Source organism: Nonomuraea sp. NPDC049695 (assembly GCF_040674955.1).
GTDB lineage: Bacteria > Actinomycetota > Actinomycetes > Streptosporangiales > Streptosporangiaceae > Nonomuraea > Nonomuraea helvata.
This window is the reverse complement of record NZ_JBFANV010000097.1, coordinates 1-17,576: the sequence shown is the minus strand read 5'-3', so window position 1 is coordinate 17,576 and position 17,576 is coordinate 1. Positions and strand designations below refer to the sequence as shown.

General features: G+C 68.2%; 15 protein-coding genes. 9 read left to right on the top strand and 6 right to left on the bottom strand.

Features of this window, described 5'->3' with window-relative positions; translation table 11 throughout:
• Positions 1-562 precede the first annotated feature (562 nt).
• On the top strand, positions 563-1,648 hold the full coding sequence (locus tag AB0J64_RS47410) for a lectin (RefSeq protein WP_364042841.1): 1,086 nt from the start codon (positions 563-565) through the stop codon (positions 1,646-1,648).
• Between the two features lie 89 nt (positions 1,649-1,737).
• The gene (locus tag AB0J64_RS47405; RefSeq protein WP_364042839.1) at positions 1,738-3,318 is read left to right on the top strand and encodes a lectin; all 1,581 of its coding nucleotides are present in this window, start codon (positions 1,738-1,740) and stop codon (positions 3,316-3,318) included.
• Between the two features lie 147 nt (positions 3,319-3,465).
• Here the strand turns inward: AB0J64_RS47405 and AB0J64_RS47400 are convergent, their stop codons facing one another.
• On the bottom strand, positions 3,466-4,752 hold the full coding sequence (locus AB0J64_RS47400) for a PHB depolymerase family esterase (RefSeq protein ID WP_364042837.1): 1,287 nt from the start codon (positions 4,750-4,752) through the stop codon (positions 3,466-3,468).
• Positions 4,753-4,989: 237 nt separating this feature from the next.
• Here AB0J64_RS47400 and AB0J64_RS47395 point away from each other — a divergent pair, with 237 nt between their 5' ends.
• On the top strand, positions 4,990-5,448 hold the full coding sequence (locus AB0J64_RS47395; protein ID WP_364042835.1) for a MarR family transcriptional regulator: 459 nt from the start codon (positions 4,990-4,992) through the stop codon (positions 5,446-5,448).
• Between the two features lie 105 nt (positions 5,449-5,553).
• On the opposite strand, the gene AB0J64_RS47390 is transcribed toward AB0J64_RS47395, so the two are convergent.
• Entirely contained in the window at positions 5,554-6,627 is a 1,074-nt protein-coding gene (locus AB0J64_RS47390) for a LacI family DNA-binding transcriptional regulator (RefSeq protein WP_364042833.1), read from the bottom strand.
• 148 nt (positions 6,628-6,775) lie between these two features.
• Between AB0J64_RS47390 and AB0J64_RS47385 the strand changes: the two genes are divergently transcribed.
• Genes AB0J64_RS47385 through AB0J64_RS47370 form a run of 4 tightly spaced genes read left to right on the top strand, consistent with a single transcriptional unit; the run spans position 6,776 to position 11,023 of the window.
• Positions 6,776-8,137 (top strand): extracellular solute-binding protein, encoded by a 1,362-nt coding sequence (locus AB0J64_RS47385; protein WP_364042831.1) that lies wholly within the window; start codon positions 6,776-6,778, stop codon positions 8,135-8,137.
• Positions 8,138-8,143: 6 nt separating this feature from the next.
• Positions 8,144-9,061 (top strand): sugar ABC transporter permease, encoded by a 918-nt coding sequence (locus AB0J64_RS47380; RefSeq protein ID WP_364042829.1) that lies wholly within the window; start codon positions 8,144-8,146, stop codon positions 9,059-9,061.
• Positions 9,058-9,882 (top strand): carbohydrate ABC transporter permease, encoded by an 825-nt coding sequence (locus tag AB0J64_RS47375; protein WP_364042827.1) that lies wholly within the window; start codon positions 9,058-9,060, stop codon positions 9,880-9,882. Before AB0J64_RS47380 ends, AB0J64_RS47375 begins: the two co-directional genes overlap by 4 nt.
• 4 nt (positions 9,883-9,886) lie before the next feature.
• Positions 9,887-11,023: a glycoside hydrolase family 68 protein gene (locus tag AB0J64_RS47370; protein ID WP_364042825.1), complete on the top strand. Its 1,137-nt coding sequence runs from the start codon at positions 9,887-9,889 to the stop codon at positions 11,021-11,023.
• A 10-nt stretch (positions 11,024-11,033) separates the two neighbouring features.
• Here AB0J64_RS47370 and AB0J64_RS47365 read toward each other — a convergent pair whose 3' ends face one another.
• The 4 genes from AB0J64_RS47365 to AB0J64_RS47350 are packed head-to-tail and all read right to left on the bottom strand — an operon-like array spanning position 11,034 to position 15,781.
• The gene (locus AB0J64_RS47365; RefSeq protein ID WP_364042823.1) at positions 11,034-12,659 is read right to left on the bottom strand and encodes a beta-xylosidase; all 1,626 of its coding nucleotides are present in this window, start codon (positions 12,657-12,659) and stop codon (positions 11,034-11,036) included.
• A gap of 46 nt (positions 12,660-12,705) precedes the next feature.
• Positions 12,706-13,521, bottom strand: a complete 816-nt coding sequence (locus AB0J64_RS47360) for a carbohydrate ABC transporter permease (protein ID WP_364042821.1) — start codon at positions 13,519-13,521, stop codon at positions 12,706-12,708.
• A gap of 52 nt (positions 13,522-13,573) precedes the next feature.
• Complete coding sequence (locus AB0J64_RS47355) at positions 13,574-14,461, bottom strand: sugar ABC transporter permease (RefSeq protein ID WP_364042819.1); 888 nt, start codon at positions 14,459-14,461, stop codon at positions 13,574-13,576.
• 3 nt (positions 14,462-14,464) lie between these two features.
• Positions 14,465-15,781 carry a sugar ABC transporter substrate-binding protein gene (locus AB0J64_RS47350; RefSeq protein ID WP_364042817.1) on the bottom strand — a complete coding sequence of 439 codons (1,317 nt, stop codon included), beginning with the start codon at positions 15,779-15,781 and terminating at the stop codon, positions 14,465-14,467.
• Between the two features lie 185 nt (positions 15,782-15,966).
• On the opposite strand from AB0J64_RS47350, the gene AB0J64_RS47345 reads away from it, so the two are divergent.
• Positions 15,967-17,013 carry a substrate-binding domain-containing protein gene (locus tag AB0J64_RS47345; RefSeq protein WP_364042815.1) on the top strand — a complete coding sequence of 349 codons (1,047 nt, stop codon included), beginning with the start codon at positions 15,967-15,969 and terminating at the stop codon, positions 17,011-17,013.
• A 320-nt stretch (positions 17,014-17,333) separates the two neighbouring features.
• On the top strand, positions 17,334-17,576 hold a 243-nt coding region (locus AB0J64_RS47340), incomplete at its 3' end, for an endo-1,4-beta-xylanase (protein WP_364042813.1).

The following is a 17,576-nucleotide window of genomic DNA, read 5'->3' as shown; positions in this document are numbered from 1 at the left end:
CGCGGGGTGACCGGCTCAGTGTGGAAACCAACGGCGAAACATGTCAAGGCTCTGAGCGAATCGATTCGATGAGATGGTCGGCGCTCAGCAGCCCGTGCGCTGGTGCGTCCCGGTCATGCCGCGCCGCCACGGGATGAACGTTTCATCACCTCGCCGCGCCGCGACAGTGCGACGGCGTCCGGTCAGCACTGATCAGGCCGCTTCGGTGCGCGGCGGGTCCGTGACCAAGGGGAGCGGGCTCTTGACGGGCCCTCTCCCATCATGTTTGCTCCGGCCACACACCATCTCAGCAGGCCTGTGTGGAAGGAGAACCGGATTCGCCGCAGCGATGTTAACGCTAACAGACGAGATGAGGGCGCCGTCGGCATGCCGAGTCGGGTCAGCCCCGACCGTGCCCGCCGTGGGCCCGGATACGGCAACCACTCAGCATCCGAAGGAGGTCCTCGTGTCCACAACAGCCGGGCCGCAGCGCAAGCGTGTTGGCGCAGACATTGCTACTCGATTCGACCTGTTCCCTGACCGCCGCATGCGTAGGTGGGGACGATGGTGCGCCGCCGCACTGATGGCCGTGGCGTTGGTGGTGGCGAGTACGGCGATGGGCGCGGGGACCGCCGTCGCGGAGTCCAACGGCGGGGTACGGGTCATGCCGCTGGGCGACTCGATCACCGAGGGCACGCAGGTGCCAGGCGGGTACCGGATCGGGTTATGGCAGCGCCTGGCCGCCGGCCGCTACACGGTCGACTTCGTCGGGTCGCAGTTCAACGGCCCCGGCAACCTGGGGGACCACGATCATGAGGGCCATCCCGGGTGGCGGATCGACCAGATCGACGCGAACATCACCGGCTGGCTGCGTACGTACACACCGCGCACGGTGCTGCTGCACATCGGCACCAACGACGTCCTGCAGAACTACAACCTGTCCGGTGCCCCGCAACGGCTGTCCACGCTGATCGACCACATCACCACAGCCGTGCCCGACGCGGACGTCTTCGTCGCGACGATCATCCCGCTCTCCAACTCCGGCCAGGAGTCGGCCGGCCGCACCTTCAACGCGGCGATCCCCGGCATCGTCCAGAGCAAGGTGAACAGCGGCAAACATGTCCACCTGGTCGACATGCACAGCAAGCTGACCACGTCCGACCTGATCGACGGCATCCATCCCACCGCCGGCGGCTACGACAAGATGGCCGCCGCCTGGTACGACGCGCTTCAGTCGGTGTCGGGCAGCATCGGCCAGCCGGGGGACGGCAACCCCGGCCCGACTCCTCATGCGATCAGGGGTGTGGGGTCGGGCAGGTGCCTTGACGTCCCGAACTCTTCGCAGACCAACGGCACGCAGGTGCAGATCTGGGACTGCAACGGCCAGGCCAACCAGCAGTGGACGCAGACCTCGAGCGGTGAGTTGCGGGTCTTCGGCGGCAAGTGCCTGGATGTCTACGCCCGGGGCACCGCCGACGGCACCAACGTCATCATCTGGGACTGCAACGGCCAGGCCAACCAGCAGTGGCGCTTCAACTCCGACGGCACCATCACCGCCGTGGGGTCGAACAAGTGCCTGGACGTGCCGAACTACTCCACCGCCAACGGCGTCAAACTCCAGATCTGGTCGTGCAACGGCGGCGCCAACCAGCGCTGGACCCGCACCTGACCTGGCACGGGACCGCCCGCAATGAGCGAGGGCAGAGCGCCCCAGCCCTCAGGTGAACCTTCCAGAACCCCGGTAGGCAGAGGAATCAGATGCGCAGAATTCTTGGCTTGGCACTGGCGGCGGTACTGGCAGCCGGCTCCGTCGCCGCGATCGGCGGTGCGACGTCGCCGGCCGCCGCCCTGGACAACGGCCTGGCCCGCACACCCCAGATGGGCTGGAACGACTGGAACAGCTTCGGCTGCAACGTCAACGACGGCCTGATCCGTCAGACGGCCGACACCATGGTCTCCAGTGGCATGGCGGCGGCGGGCTACACCTATGTCAACATCGACGACTGCTGGTCCACCAAGAGCCGCAACTCCAACGGTGACCTGGTGCCGGATCCGCAGAAGTTCCCCAACGGCATCAAGGCCCTGGCCGACTACGTCCACTCCAAAGGGCTCAAGCTCGGCATCTACTCCTCGGCCGGAACCACGACGTGCGCGGGGTACCCGGCCAGCCTGGGCAACGAGCGGCGGGACGCGGCCTTGTGGGCGTCCTGGGGGATCGACTACCTGAAGTACGACAACTGCGGTGACCACCAGGGCCTGAACGGGCAGCAGCGGTACACGGCCATGCGGGACGCGCTGGCCGCCACCGGGCGTCCGATCGTGTACAGCCTGTGCAACTGGGGGCAGGAGAGCGTGTGGACGTGGGGGATGCCTGTGGGCAACTCCTGGCGGGACACCGGCGACATAGCGGCGAACTGGAACTCGATCACGGGCATCCTGGATCAGCAGGTCGGGCTCGACGCGTACTCGGGTCCGGGCGGGTGGAACGACCCCGACATGCTGGAGGTGGGCGTCGGCGGCGTGACGGGGACCGAGGGTCGCGCGCACTTCAGCCTGTGGTCGTTGCTGAACGCGCCGCTCATCGCCGGAAACGACATCCGCACGATGAGCGCCGACACGCGCACGATCCTCACCAACACCGAGGTCATCGCGGTCAACCAGGACTGGGGCGGCAGGCAGGGCCACAAGATCAGCGACAACGGCAACCTGGAGGTCTGGCGCAAGCCGATGTCGAACGGCTCGGTCGCGGTCGTGCTGCTCAACCGGGGCACCTCCACCTCGACGGTCTCCACCACGGCCTCCGCCCTGGGGCTGGGGTCCGCTTCCTCGTACTCGGTGCGCGACCTGTGGGCGCACACGACGTCCTCCTCGTCCGGGACGATCAGCGCGTCCGTCCCGGGACACGGGGCGGCCATGTACGTCGTGACCGGAGGGGGCATCGTCACGCCCCCGCCCGCGGGTGCGATCAGGGGTGCGGGGTCGGGCAAGTGTCTTGACGTCCCGAACTCTTCGCAGACCAACGGCACGCAGGTGCAGATCTACGACTGCAGCGGCCAGGCCAACCAGCAGTGGACGCAGACCTCGAGCGGCGAGTTGCGGGTCTTCGGCGGCAAGTGCCTGGATGTGTACAACCGGGGCACCGCAGACGGCACCAATGTCATCATCTGGGACTGCAACGGTCAGGACAACCAGCAGTGGCGCTTCAACTCCGACGGCACCATCACCGCCGTGGGGGCGAACAAGTGCCTGGACGTGCCGAACAACGCCACAGCCAACGGCACCAAGCTGACCATCTGGTCGTGCAACGGCGGCGTCAACCAGCGCTGGACCCGCACCTGACCCGGCGCACCCTCAGACTCGTGGCCAGGCGGCCACCAGGGCGAGGCCACGGTGAAGGCGCGCGCTCCAGTTGGTGAGCGATGACGTCAGGAAAGGCCGTGTGGGTGCACCGCTGTGGCGGTGCACCCATGGGCCAGACGTACGACGCTAGGCGGCGAGGGCGCACGCCGTGCCGTTGAGGGCGAATTGCGTCGGAGCGGGGTTCGTGCCGCTGTAGGTGGCCTGGAAGCCGAAAGTGACGGCGGCTCCGGCGGCGATGGTCGCGTTGTAGGGGGCGCTGCGCGCGGTGGCCTGCGCGCCTTGCTGGCTGACGGTGGCGTTCCAGGAGTTGGTGATCTGCTGGTTGCCCGGCCAGGTCCAGGTGAGCGTCCATCCGTTGACGGCGGCCGTGCCGGTGTTGGCGATGGTGACGGCGGCGGTGAAGCCGTTGTTCCAGGAGTTGGGCGTGTACGTGACCCGGCAGGCGCCGGCCGGGGGAGTCGGCGTGCTGGTGGGGCCGCCGCCGGTGAGGCCGAAGAACTGGACGGCCGCGGCGGCCATGCCGCTCATGGGCAGGCTGTGCCCGGCGCCCTGGATGCTGTACGCCTCGACCTTGACCGTTCCGGTGGAGTCGGCGTAGCGGCGGCGATTCCAGTTGGCCTGGGGAGCGTCGGTGCCGGTGGGCGTCTGGCTCAGGCCGAAGACGTTCGTCCACTGGTCGATCTCCTGCTGGAGCAGGGCGTAGTAGACAAGGGTGTCGTTCGTGCCGTGCCAGAGCTGCACGCGCGGCCGGGCGCCGGTGTATCCGGGGTAGGCGGCGCGGACCAGGTCTCCCCACTGCTGCGGGCTCTTGCTGACGCGTCCGGAGGCGCAGTCGCTGGCGCCCGGTGAGGGGATGTAGTCGCCCTCGTTCGCGAAGCAACTGTGCGGCACACCCATGAACACGGCACCGGCCTTGAAGACGTCCGGGTAGTTGCCGAGCATGATGTTGGTCTCCATGCCTCCGGCCGAGGTGCCGGTGACGTACACGCGGTCGGCGTCGCCGCCGTAGCGCTGCAGGGAGTATGTGATCATCGACATGAGTGAGACCGGGTCACTGCCGCCGCCCCGCACGTGGGACTCGGCCGACCAGGAGTCGAAGCAGTTGCCCTTCTTGGAGGCCGACGGGTAGATGACGATGAAGCCGTACCGGTCGGCGAGGGAGGCGAACTCCGAACCGGAGTAGAGGCCGGGGCCCGATCCGCCGCAACCGTGCATGGCCAGGACGATCGCCGGGTGTGCCGGGCGGTTGTCCGGCACGTACACGTGCATGCGCAGATTGCCGGGGTTGGCGCCGAAGCCGGTCACCTCGGTCAAGGTGGCCGCGGCGGCCTGGTGCGGGAGTGTCGCGGTCATCATGACGGCGCACAGCACCGCGGCGCAGACGCCGGCCGTCAACGCGGTCAGTCGTTTCATTCGCCCTCCTCTGCCGGTATCGGGGGTGCGGCGGCGTCGGCGCGCGGCCGCATCGACGTAGCTGCTGGACCATAGGAGCCGCCCCGAACGGCCGTCAACGTCTCGCCTGCGCGGGGTTGTGGCGGGGAGATCGCGCAAAACTGCATTTCCGCTGCATATCAAGCAACTTGTTATCAAGCTGCTTGATAAGGGCGGCGGGAAACTTTCAGCGCGGCGAAGGCGCGATATCGTCTCCCGGTGACCGACCGCGTGATCTCCCCGGCCGTCCCGCCCGACCCCCCGACGCCGCGGGTGAGCTATCTGGTGTTCCGGCTGGAGCGCTACATCCGCAGCCGCCTGGACGAAGCCCTCGCCCGGCACGGCGTCACGACGACCGAGTACATGGCGCTCAGCGAACTGCGGTTGCGCGACGGGCCGTCCTCGGCGGACCTGGCACGCATCGCCTTCGTCACGCCGCAGGCGATGAGCCTCGTCATCCGGGACCTCGAACGACGCGGCCTGATCCGCCGGGACCCGCAGCCCGGCGCGGGCCGTGTGCTGCGGGCCCGTCTCACCCGCGAGGGCCTGTCCACCCTGCGGCGCTGCGACCGCTCCGTCGACGAGGTCGAGGCGGTGATGTTCGCCGAGGTCGACGACCCCGCGCGCAAGACGCTGGCCGAGGGCCTCACGGCGTGCGCCCGCGCCCTACGCCCCTGACCCGCGCCTTGCGCCAGATCCGCGCCCCCGGGTCTGGCCTGTCCCCGCGCCACAGGGGTGAAGGTGTCCCGCACGGCGTGCGTTCCGTGCGGGACAGGCCGACGTTCAGCCGGCGGATTCCGCGGCGTCCGGCGGCGCGACGGACTCGCGGCTGCGCAGGGGCATCGGCACCCGGTGCACGTCCCCCTTCCGGTCGGGCGCGGCGTGGTCGCGGTCGATCTCCGCGAACAGCACGTCGACGGCCTTGCGGCCGAGTTCGTAGTGGGGCAGCGCCACGGTGGTCAGCTTGGGCCGGATCCATGAGGCGATGGGGTGGTCGTCGAAGGAGACGACGGAGACGTCTGCGGGCACCTTGAGCCCGGCATCGTCGAGCGCCTGGTAGGCGCCCATGGCGATGCGGTCGTTGAAGCAGATCAGCGCCCGCGGACGTACGGTCCGCAGGAGCTCCCGCGTCGCGTCGAGGCCGTGTTCCGGCTGCCAGTCGGGGCAGACGCGGCCGCCCGCCACCTTGACGCCTGCCTCGCCGAGCGCCTCCCGGATGCCGACGAGCCGTTCCACCGCGGCGACGCTCTCCGGGGGCACGTCGCGCATGCGCGGGCCGGCGCCGATCAGGTAGATGCCGTCGCGGTGGCCGGCGTCGAGCAGGGCGCGGGCCGCGATGCGGCCGGCCTCGACCTCGTCGGGGAGGATGGCGGGCAGGGGCGTGGGCTGCTTGGGCAGTGCGTTGAGCAGGACGGCCGGCGCGGCCGTGATGCTCTTGGGGACCTTGATGGTCCTGGTGAACATCGAGGCCAGGATGAGCCCGTCGACCTGCCGGTCGTGCATGGCCTGGAGCAGGAGGCGTTCGAGCCCGGCGTCGCCCTCCGTCTCGCCGATGAAGAGCATGAAGCCGCGGTCCCGGGCGGCCTCCAGCGCCCCCTTGATCATGTCGCCGGCCAGCCGTGAGGTGGCGACCGTGTCGGAGACGAAGCCGATCGTCCGGGAGGTGCCCGTACGCAGGCCCACGGAGACGATGTTGGGCCGGTACTGCAACTCGTCGGCGGCGCGCAGGACCCGCTGCTCGACGTCCTGAGAGATCCGCAGCTCACGCCCGCGGCCGGACAGCACCAGCGAGGCGGTGGGGCGGGAGACACCGGCGGCCTTGGCCACGTCGGCCAGCGTGACCCGTCGTGGGCTCACCCAGAACCTCCGATCGTCAAGAGTGTGTTACGGGGGGTTGACATCGTACGACGCGCGCAGTGAGACTATCGGGCGCTAACCCGATTTAGCAACGGAAATGGGGACGTCAGCCCGGTGCCGATCGTCCCAGGCAGCAGAGGAGATGCACATGGCTCGCCGAGTACGTTCCGGCAGGGCCGGGGCCGCGATTGCGATCGCCGTGGGGACATTGGCCGCCGCCTGCTCGGCTCCCGGCAGCGACAGCCCGCAGCCTCAGGCCACCGGCACGTCATCCGTGTCCGCGCCGCCCACCTGCGGCACGTCGCCGATCACCATGAACGGCTACTTCGAGACCGGCTTCCCACTGCCCAAGGCCCTGACCACCGAGTTCACCAAGCAGCACCCCAACGTCACGTGGAACATCCGCGAGGACCAGTTCGCGGTGATCACCCAGAACGCCCCGCGCGTGCTGGCGGACAACCCGCCCGACCTGATGCGCCTTCCCCAGGTCTCCGAGCTGGTCAAGGACAACCTGCTGAAGAACCTGGACGGCTACGCCCGCGTCTTCGGCTGGGACAAGTGGCCGGCCTCGCAGCTGGAGCAGCTGCGGCTGGGGCCGGGCGGCCGGCCGCGCGGTGAGGGATCGCTGTACGCCCTCGGCCTCAACTTCAGCATGACCGGCCTGTTCTACAACAGGAAACTCGCCGAGCAGGTCGGCATGTCCGCGCCGCCCGCCACGCTGGCGGAGCTCGACGCGGTGCTGGCCAAGGCCAAGAACGCGGGCCTCACGCCCATCGTGCAGTTCAACGGCGGAGCCACCGGCGGCCTGGCCTTCCCGCTGCAGAACCTCATGGCCGCCTACGGCCCGACCGCCCCGATCAACGACTGGATCTTCAACAAGCCCGGGGCCGGCATCGAGACCCCGGCGAACCTGCAGGCCGCCCAGCACCTGGAACGGTGGATCAAGGCCGGCTACTTCCAGAAGGACGTCAACGCCGTCGACTACGCGACGATGATGAGCCGCTTCATCGGCGGCAAGGGCCTGTTCATGTTCAACGGCGACTGGGAGTCGGGCAACCTCGACAAGCAGATGCCGGGCAACGCCGGCTTCACACTGATGCCCCCGGCGCAGCAGGGCGGCAAGCGGGCCGCGATGTCGGCGCCCCTCACCTTCGGCATCGCCGCGAACGCCAAGAACGCCGACTGCGCCGCCTTCTTCCTCAACTGGGTGGCGACCGACAAGCGGGCCCGCGAGATCGGCGTCGAGGTCGGCGGATCGCACCCGATGGGGCCGGCCGACGCGTACATGCCCGCCGTGAAGTCCGGCACCGTCACCGCCGGCACACTCGCGGCCGGGGCGGACATCGCCAAGGACAACGGCGCGATGGACTTCATCGCCAACGCCACCGGTGCCATCTACGCCAAGAGCTGGACCCCGCAGCTGCAGAAGCTGGTCGCCGGGCAGCAGACGCCGCAAGGGCTGCTGAAGGCGGTCCAGGCCGACTACGCGCGCCAGATCGAGGGGAACTGAGCATCCATGACGCCGCCCGTTCCCGGCCGGCCCGCGCACAGACGGGTGGCCACGGCGAAGACGCGCGGATGGGCCGGCTGGCTGTTCGTCGTCCCGGCGCTCGCCTTCTACGCGGTCTTCGTCCTGCGCCCGATCGCCCTGACGTTCCAGTACTCGCTCTACCGGTGGGACGGCATCGGCCCGTCCACGTGGGTGGGGCTGGCCAACTACGGGAAGGTCTTCACCGACCCCGACCTGTACGACTCGCTGATCAACGCCGTCAAGCTGATCGTGTTCTTCAGCGCGATCCCGGTCCTGCTCGGCCTGGCGATCGCCGCGACCATCCGGCGCATCGCCCAGAGCCGGCTCGCCCTGGTGGCGCGTACCGTGCTGTTCCTGCCGCAGGTCATCCCGCTCGTCGCGGCCGGCATCGCCTGGAGCTGGCTGCTGTCGTCCACCGGAGTCGTCAACCAGTTCCTCTCCCTCCTCGGGCTCGGTGGCGTGACCCGCGCCTGGCTGGGTGACCTCTCCACCGCCCTGCCGGCGGTCGGGATGATCGGCGCGTGGGTGCTCCTCGGCCTCTGCACGCTCCTGCTCCTGGCCGGCATGAGCAAGATCGACCCGGCCCTGTACGAGGCCGCCCGGCTCGACGGCGCCGGCGCGTGGCGGGAGTTCGCCTCCATCACCGTCCCCAGCCTGCGGCAGGAGATCGCGGTCTGCGTCACCGTCACCGTGATCGCGGCCCTGGCGAGCTTCGACATCATCTACATCTCCACCCAGGGCGGTCCTGGCAACACGACCATGGTGCCTGGCCTGCAGATCTTCTACCTGGCCTTCTCCGAACGGCAGGTGGGCATGGCCTCGGCCCTGGCCGTGGTGCTCATGGTCCTGGTGATCGCCTGCGCCCTCCCCATCCAGTGGTTCGCCAAGGACGGCAAGCGATGATCACCTCATGGCGGGAGGCCTGGACCGGCAGGCTGCTGCTCGTCCTCATGATGGCGGTCACGATCCTGCCGTTCCTCAGCCTGTTCGTCACCGCCCTGCACCCCTCGGGCACGTACCCGGCCGGGCTGGCCTGGCCGGGTGACCCGCAGTGGGGCAACTTCCTGCGGGCCTTCGAGGCCGCGAACATGGGGGAGCTGCTGCTGTCGAGCGTGCTCATCGTGCTGGGCGTGGTGCCGATCTCGATCCTGCTGGGCACGATGGCCGGCTTCGCCATCGGGCACCTGCGCGTGCTCGGCGGCCGCCTGGTCTTCCTGCTGTTCGTGCTCGGCCTGACCCTTCCCTTCGAGGGCATCATCACGCCGCTGTACTACCAGATCCGCGACATGGGGCTGCTGAACACCCGCTGGGCGATCATCCTGCCGCTCATCGGCCTGTTCATGCCGTTCAGCGTCTTCTGGATGCGCGCGCACTTCGTCAACATGCCGGAGGAGCTGTCCGAGAGCGCGCGGATGGACGGCGCCAACGTGTGGCAGCTGTTCCGGCGCATCCACGTCCCCCTGGCCATGCCGGCGATCTCGTCGCTGGGCATCCTGCTGTTCCTGTGGACCTGGAACCAGTTCCTGCTGGCCATCGTCCTGGTCGACGACCCCGCCAAGCGGACGATGTCCGGCGCGCTCGGAGCCTTCCAGGGGCAGTGGGGGACCGACATCCCGCTGCTGTGCGCCGGGTCGCTGCTGATCCTGGCGCCCACGCTCGCGATCTTCCTCATCTTCCAGCGGCACTTCGTCAAGGCCCTGCTCCAAGGCTCCTTGAAGGGCTGACGGGATGAGCACGACGTCATACTGGACGCCCAGCCATCTCGATCTGCTCGCCGGGAGCGCCACGACCACGGCGCCCGTCTTCCATCCCGTGGCGGTCCCCCGGATCCTGCCGGGCCACGACCTGTGGGACCTGTGGCCCGTACAGGAGGAGGACGGCTCGACCTGCGTGATCGGCGGCCACGAGGTGTGGATGGCGCTGTCGGCTCCGTCCCTCGGCCACCCCGAGGAGCGCCACGGCCGGGCCCGCATCCGCCTGCTCGCCAGGAACGGTGACGGCTGGACGGATCTGGGGCACGCGTTCTCCGACGGCGCCTCGCCGGGCAGCCGCGAGTGGTCGGGATCGGCGGTCCGCAGACCCGACGGATCCGTGTCGGTGTTCTACACGGCCGCCGGGCAGAGAGGCGAAGCGCGCCCGACATTCCGACAGAGCGTCGCCGAGACGCGCCTCAGCCTGATCGCCGACAGTGCTCGGACCAATGGCCGGATCTCGCTGGAACACGAGTCCGAGCACCGGGAGATCCTCCGCTCCGACGGCAGCGTGTACCTGCCGGCCGAGGAGGTCACCGGGGCGCCGGGACAGATCAGGGCCTTTCGCGATCCTGGCTGGTTCCGCGACCCGGCCGACGGGCGCGAGTACCTGCTCATCGCCGCGTCCGTCGCCTCGGGCGACCGATTCAACGGCGCGATCGCGCCGGCCGAGGCACGGGCCGGCGCCTGGTCCCTGCTCCCTCCCCTCATCGTGGCGGACGGCGTCAACCATGAGCTGGAACGGCCGCACGTCATCGTCCACCGGTCGCGGTACTACCTGTTCTTCTGCACGCAGCGCCACACCTTCCACCCCGCCGATCGCGCGCCCACGGGGCTGTACGGCTTCGTCGCGCCCGCCCTGGCAGGACCGTACGAGCCGCTCAACGGCTCCGGACTCGTGATCCGGAACCCGTCACGCCAACCTGATCAGGCCTACGCGTGGCTGGTGCTGCCCGACCTCCGGGTGGTGAGCTTCGCCAACTACCGATCAGGTCCAGGCATGGATCTTCGGCAGGCGGAGGCCGTGCGTGCGCGGGCCGACTTCGGCGGCACCATCGCGCCGATACTCACGCTGACGTTGAGCGGAACATCGGCGTCCATCGTCACGGGCTGACTTCCCGCGGTCATGCCGACTGCCGCAACGACATCACGGCCCAGGGCGCGAGTTCGACGTCGAGGTTCAGCACACCGGTGTCGGGCACGGTCAGCGTGAACCTGAGGAGCGAGTCGGCGACTGCGCTCAGGTACTCGCTCTCGGCCCGGGACGGGTTGAGGGGGGACCCGAGCCGGTACCAGGCCTCGGCGGCGTTCCCGTGCTCCCAGTCCATGATCTCGACGAGGAACGTGGTGCCCGGCTCCAGCCCGCCGATCGAGTGGCGGATCGTCCGGCTCGGCCCCATCTCGGCCAGCGCGCGTGTCGCCGGGTACGTGTTCTCCGAGCGGACACCCCTCATGCCCATGTCCTCGGGATAGTTGAAGAACACCGCGGACATCGCCGACGTCCGGCTGTCACGGGTCACGACCCCGTCGGACGTCGCGAGGAGCAGTCGGTCGCCGAGCCGTTCCAGCATCGTGAACGCGTGGAACGTGGGCTTGTGGATGCCGCCCTCGTTCACCAGGCCGAATCCGCCGTGAAACGGCCCCATCCCGGCGCCTCCCTCCTCGAACACGTCCGTGAAGGTCCAGTAGGAGATCGAGTCGGCGAGGGTGGCGCACTTCAGGTACGACCGCGTGATGGAGGTCGCCGCGAACAGCGTGTCGTGGATGAAGTCGCGGGCCGACGGCGACGTCGACCATTCGGTGATGTGGATCTCCGCCTCGGGATATGGGCTGTTCTGCACGAGCTTGCGCAGGAGGGTCAGGTCGTCGAACGTGGCGTCGGCGTACCGGGTGATGTGCACGGCCTCGCCGTTGGCGCCGTACGCGAAGTCGGTGGGGTAGAGATGGGTCGAGACGAAGTCGATCGGCAGGTCGCGCTCCGCGCACCAGGCGATGAAGTCCTCGATCCACACCGGGCGCCAGTCGAGCGCGTCCACGTCGGTCGCGGCAGCCGTTGCGAGCGTCGCGGAGCGGTTCTCGGTCTCGCCCTGGTAGCGGTCGTCGGGCACGAAGACGCTCGTCGCCGGCCCGCCTACCTTCAGGGCGGGATCGATCTTCTTGATCGCCCGCACGGTGTGCTCGTAGAGCTCGAAGTACTCGGTTTTCGTGCCGGTCCAGAAGTGGGGGACGAGGTTCGGCTCGTTCCACACCTCGAAGCGCCACTCCCGCACCTCGTCGAGGCCGTACCGGTCGATCCAGTGCTCGACCGACCTCGTGACCAGCTCGACCCAGCGCGCCATGTCCTTGGGCGGGCTGCAGTGGGCGCCCCACCAGAACACCGTCTCCGTCACCGTCGCCAGCTCGCGCGGCATGAAGCCCAGCTCGACGAAGGGCCGGACGCCGCAGTCCACGATGAAGTCGAACACCTTGTCGACATAGCTGAAGGTGTGCACGGGCGAGGGCAGGGGCGCGTCCGGGCCGAAACCGCCGCCGTAACTCTCCCGGTACACGAACATGTCGTCGTGGAAGACGCCGTGAAAGCGGACGTACTGGAATCCGCATGCGGCGACGGCCTCGGTGAATTGCTGTCGCCAGTCCGCGCGCAGCGCCTCGTTCGCCCGTCCGGCGCCGACACACCTGCTCCAGACATGCGGGAGCGCACTCTCGTCACGCAGCTCGCCGTCGATCCGGAACCGGGGCTCGCTCTTCATGGCCTCACTTCTCTTCACGAAATCGTTCATGGGGATGGGAATGGGTCTAGCCCTTGACGGCGCCCAGCGACAGGCCCGACTGCCAGTACCGCTGCAGGCTGAGAAACGCGATGATCAACGGGACGATCGTCAGCAGCGCGGACGTGATCACGAGATTCTGGACGAGGGCGCCGTTCCCCGCCGTCGAGCCCAGCTTGTTCCACTGGTTGATGCCGACGGTCAGCGGATACCAGGCGGGATCCTTGAGCATGATCAGCGGCAGGAAGTAGTTGTTCCAGATCGACACGAACGAGAAGAGCAGGACCGTCACGCCGGCCGGCGTGAGCAGCGGGAGCGCGATCTGGAGAAAGGTCCTGAACTCCCCGGCGCCGTCGATCTTCGCGGCCTCGAGCAGGCCGGTCGGCACGGCTTCGGCCGTGAACACCCACATCAGATACAACCCGAACGGGTTGATGAAGGACGGGATGAGAATCGCCCACGGGGTGTTCGTCATGCCGATGTGCGCGAACAGCAGGAACTGCGGGATCGCCAGGGCGATGCCGGGGACCGAGATCGATCCCAGCACGACGAAGAGGAACACCCGCTTCCCTCTGAAGTCGAGTTTCGCCAGGGCGTACCCGCCGAGGGCGGCCAGGAAGGTCGACACGGTCGCGCCCACGACGACGTAGAGCACGGTGTTGAGCAGCCACCGCGAGAAGATGCCGTCCTGGTAGCTGAACACCTGCACGATGTTGTCCCACAGGGCGAACTCGCGACCGGGTGCGAGCCCGAACGACGACACGAAGTCGGCCTGCGACTTGGTCGCGTTGATGACCAGCCACACGAGGGGCAGCAGGCAGTACAGGGTGAACAGCACGGTCATCAGGGTGAGAGTCGTACTCTTCTTGGGATTCTCCACCGTGTGGAGCCGGCGGCTACTGATCGGGCGCATTCCTCAACCCTCTGATCTGGACGGCGTAGGCGACGGCGATCGTGATGGCTGCCATGACGAGTGCGAGTGCTGCCGCATAGCCCTGCTGGGACCCGGTGAACGCCAGGTTGTAGGCGTACAGGTTGGGCGTGTAGAAGGTGGTGACGCCGCTGTTGGCCACCATCGAGGGCAGGATCTGCGGTTCGTTGAACATCTGGAACGTGCCGATGATGGAGAAGATGATCGTGACGACCAGGGATCCGCGAAGTGCCGGCAGCTTGATCGCGCGGACGATCTGGAACTCGTTCGCCCCGTCGATCGCGGCCGCCTCGTACAGTTCGCGCGGGACGGCCTTGAGCGCGGCGTAGAAGATGAGCATGTTGAAGCCGGTGAACGCCCACGTCACCATCAGCCCGATGGAGATGAGCGTGGTATCGGGGGCGAAGGGATCGAGGTCGGTCCCCAGAGCGTCGTTGAGGCTGCCGAACAGGCCGTACTTGACGCCCAGCAGGAATCCCCACATGAGCGTCGACACGATCGCCGGCACCGCGTACGGGAGGAAGATCGTCACCCGCATGAACCTGACGCCGTGCACGCGCATGGAGTCCAGCGCCAGCGCCAGCGCCATGGCGAAGATCAGCATGATCGGCACCTGGACGAGCGTGAACCGGAAGACGCGTCCCACCCCGTCCCAGAACTGCGGATCCTGGAACAGCTTGCCGTAGTTGGCGAATCCGACGAACGTGTTGCCCCCGATGAGCTTGTCCTGGAAGAGGCTGAGGTAGGCCGCGTACAGGATGGGCACGATGAACACGAGCGTGAACAGCGCGCCGAAGGGCGCGATGAACGCCAGTCCGATCGGCGACCTGCGGCGCTTGCGGGTCGGCTTCACCTGCTAGCTCACCTCGAAGCCCTGCTCGTTGCCGTACTGGATGCAGCGCTGCTTCCACTGCTCGAGGATCGCGGCGAGCGAGCTCTTGCCCGTGGTGTAGAACGGCGATGCGATGTCGCCGTAGATCGAGCGGGCCCACTCGAAGAACGGCGGGTACTGCCAGCCGCTCGCGACGATCTCCGAGGCCTCGGCCAGCACGGCACCGACCTTCTGGTCGCCGAAGTACTTGCCGGCCTTGCTCTGGAACGCCTCGCTCTCCAGCACCGGCGTGTTCGGCACGAAGGCGCCCGCGTCGACGCGGGAGGAGAGGCCGCCGCCGTGCGTGAAGTACTCGAGGAACTTGAAGGCCGCGTCCTTGTGCCCGGCCGCGGCCGGGATGCCGAAGGAGCTTCCGCCGTTCTCCGCTCCGACCTTGTCTCCCTGCTTCCACTGCGGCATCAGGGCGACTCTGAAGTCACCGGCGGCCTTCGGTGCGCGCTCGGGCAGCGTCGAGGTCAGCCAGCCGCCCATGGTCTGGGTGGCGAGGGCTCCGTCGTTGAGCACCCGGTTCCAGTCGTCGGACCACCCCGTGATCTTGGTGTTGACCAGGCCTTCGTCGAGCATCTTCTGCCAGAAGGCCACGGCCTTGGTCGTGCCCTCGTCGGTGAAGTCGATGTGCACCTTGTTGCCGTTCACCTTGAACGGGCGGCCGCCTGCCTGCCAGATGAGCGAGAGCAGGAAGAAGAGGTCTCCCGTGTCCTGGGCGATGTAGTGGTCGCCGCCCAGCGCGCGAACCTTCTTGGCGGCCTCGTAGTACTCGTCCCACGTGGCCGGGGCCTTGTCGACGCCGGCCTTCTTGAGCGTGGCCGTGTTGTAGAACATCGCCGACGGCCCGTAATCGGACGGTAGCGCGTAGACCTTGCCGTTGACCGTCACATCGCTCCACGCGGCCTGGACGTAGTCCTTCTTGATGGTGTCGACGCCGAACGCTCCGAGGTCGGCGAGCTTGCCGGGAATGGCGAAGTAGGGGATGGCGAAGTACTCGAACATCACGAGGTCAGGTACCCCGGAACCGGCCTGGATGGCGTTGTCGAGCGCCTTGTACTCGTCCTGGGACGAGCCCGCGTTGACGACCTCCACCTTGATGTTCGGGTTCGCGGCCTGGAAGCCGGGAACGGCCCGCTCCACGGTGCCGTCCCAGCTCCAGACCGTCAGCTTCACCTGTCCGTCACCGCCGCCGCCGGATGCGCTGCCGCCGCCCGCGCCGCCCGAGCAGGCGGTCAGCGCGAACATCGGCACGAGTGCCGCGGAAAGGAGCCTTGCCTTGTGGGAGAGCCGCATTGAGCCTCTCCTCTCGTACTGGGGATGCTTTCGAAAATATTTCGCAACCTATTCGGCGCTGGCAGGACACTAGGTGGTGCTTCTCTCCCGTGTCAACGGGCGGACAAGCGGCAATGCCTGGCGGCAGCTAGCGGAAAGGATTCGTGGTAGATTCGAAATAGTTTCGAAGTCCGAAGGGAGCCCTGATGCCACGGCGAGGCCGTTCCGAGCGAGCCACCTTGGCGGACGTCGCCCGACTGGCCGGCGTCTCGCCGGCGACCGCCTCGAAGGTCCTCAACGGGCGGAGCGATGTGGGGGCGAGCACGCGTGAGCACGTCCTCAAGGTCATGGCCGAGATCGGCTACATGCCGACGGCGGTGCGACATGAGCGAACCCGGGACCGGACTCTCGTCACTGTGCTGGACATCGTGGAGTCCCGTTATGCCGGGACGGTGCTCCAAGGGATCCTCACGGCCGCGACCGCCGCGCAGGCCGAGCTGCTCCTTCGCCTGCCGCTCGACGAGCCGATCAGCACGAGCCGTACGGCGGCCCTCGCCTGGATGGAGGAGCAGAAGGCGTCCGGTGTCGTCGGTGTCATCGCGCTCGCCGTCGCCGTGCCCGACTCAGTGCTCCTCGCCGCGGAGGAGCTCGAGGTGCCCATCGTGTCGATCGATCCGATCGACACGACCGAATCGCGTCTCGTCAGCATCGGCTCCACCAACTGGGCGGGCGGCCGCTCGGCGACCGAGCACGTCATCAAGCTCGGCCACCGCAGGATCGCCTGGATCGGCGGCCCGCTGGGCTCGGCCCCCTCGCTGGAACGCTTCCACGGCTACCAGGCCGCGCTCGACTCGGCCGGCGTCACGCCGGACCGGGCACTGATCCGCCAGGAGGCATTCTCCGTCGAGGCCGGGCAGCGGCACGGCCATGACCTCCTCGCGCTCGACGAGCGGCCGACCGCGATCGTCGCGGGCAACGACGAGATCGCCGTCGGGGTCCTCGCCGCGGCCAAGGAGCTGCACATCACCGTACCGGGCGAGCTGTCGGTCACCGGGTTCGACGACACGCCGCAGACCCAGTGGACCACGCCCCGGCTCACGTCCGTCCGGCAGCCTCTCGTCGGCATGGGCCGGATGGCCGTCGAGACCGTCCTCGGCATGGCGGACGGCGTCCAGCCCGCCTCCCGGCACCTCCAGCTGGCGACTACCCTCAGCGTCCGCGACTCGACGGGCCCCGTCCCGCCGGCTCGGTAAGGATATGAAACTTTCATGACCTGCCGCCCGTGTGGCACGCGTCGTCGAAAGTTTCGGAGCGCAGTGTCCATGGCTAGGGCGGATGGAGCTCCAATAGGGCGGCGGGATGAGTCCGAAACTTTTTACATCTGTCTTGACATGTTTCGGACTGATTTCCACACTGAGTCACCAAGCGGTCTCCCGTGTATCCACGTGTTCCCGTTTCCCGTGATGTCAGTTATGGAGGCTCAGGCATGAGCGCAAACGCCATACCCCCGCCTGGAACCAGACGGACCTTCAGCGGCTTACGCTGGCCCCTGATCGTCGGCGCTCTCGGTGTGATGACCGTGGTCATGGCGCTGGTGGCGCCGCTTCGCGCCGATGCCGCGGCGAGCACGCTCGGTGCGGCGGCCGCGCAGAGCGGGCGGTACTTCGGCACCGCCATCGCCGCGTTCAAGCTCGGCGACTCGCAGTACACCACGATCGCCGGCCGCGAGTTCAACATGGTGACGGCCGAGAACGAGATGAAGATCGACGCCACCGAGCCGAACCGGGGCCAGTTCAGCTTCGGCAACGCCGACCGC

Coding starts and splice junctions, on each gene's coding strand:
- AB0J64_RS47385 (WP_364042831.1), top strand. CDS start 6,776: ATGGCTCGCCGAGTACGTTCCGGCAGGGCCGGGGCCGCGATTGCGATC.
- AB0J64_RS47375 (WP_364042827.1), top strand. CDS start 9,058: ATGATCACCTCATGGCGGGAGGCCTGGACCGGCAGGCTGCTGCTCGTC.
- AB0J64_RS47370 (WP_364042825.1), top strand. CDS start 9,887: ATGAGCACGACGTCATACTGGACGCCCAGCCATCTCGATCTGCTCGCC.
- AB0J64_RS47345 (WP_364042815.1), top strand. CDS start 15,967: ATGCCACGGCGAGGCCGTTCCGAGCGAGCCACCTTGGCGGACGTCGCC.
- AB0J64_RS47400 (WP_364042837.1), bottom strand. CDS start 4,752: ATGAAACGACTGACCGCGTTGACGGCCGGCGTCTGCGCCGCGGTGCTG.
- AB0J64_RS47405 (WP_364042839.1), top strand. CDS start 1,738: ATGCGCAGAATTCTTGGCTTGGCACTGGCGGCGGTACTGGCAGCCGGC.
- AB0J64_RS47360 (WP_364042821.1), bottom strand. CDS start 13,521: ATGACCGTGCTGTTCACCCTGTACTGCCTGCTGCCCCTCGTGTGGCTG.
- AB0J64_RS47410 (WP_364042841.1), top strand. CDS start 563: ATGGCCGTGGCGTTGGTGGTGGCGAGTACGGCGATGGGCGCGGGGACC.
- AB0J64_RS47380 (WP_364042829.1), top strand. CDS start 8,144: ATGACGCCGCCCGTTCCCGGCCGGCCCGCGCACAGACGGGTGGCCACG.
- AB0J64_RS47350 (WP_364042817.1), bottom strand. CDS start 15,781: ATGCGGCTCTCCCACAAGGCAAGGCTCCTTTCCGCGGCACTCGTGCCG.
- AB0J64_RS47365 (WP_364042823.1), bottom strand. CDS start 12,659: ATGAAGAGCGAGCCCCGGTTCCGGATCGACGGCGAGCTGCGTGACGAG.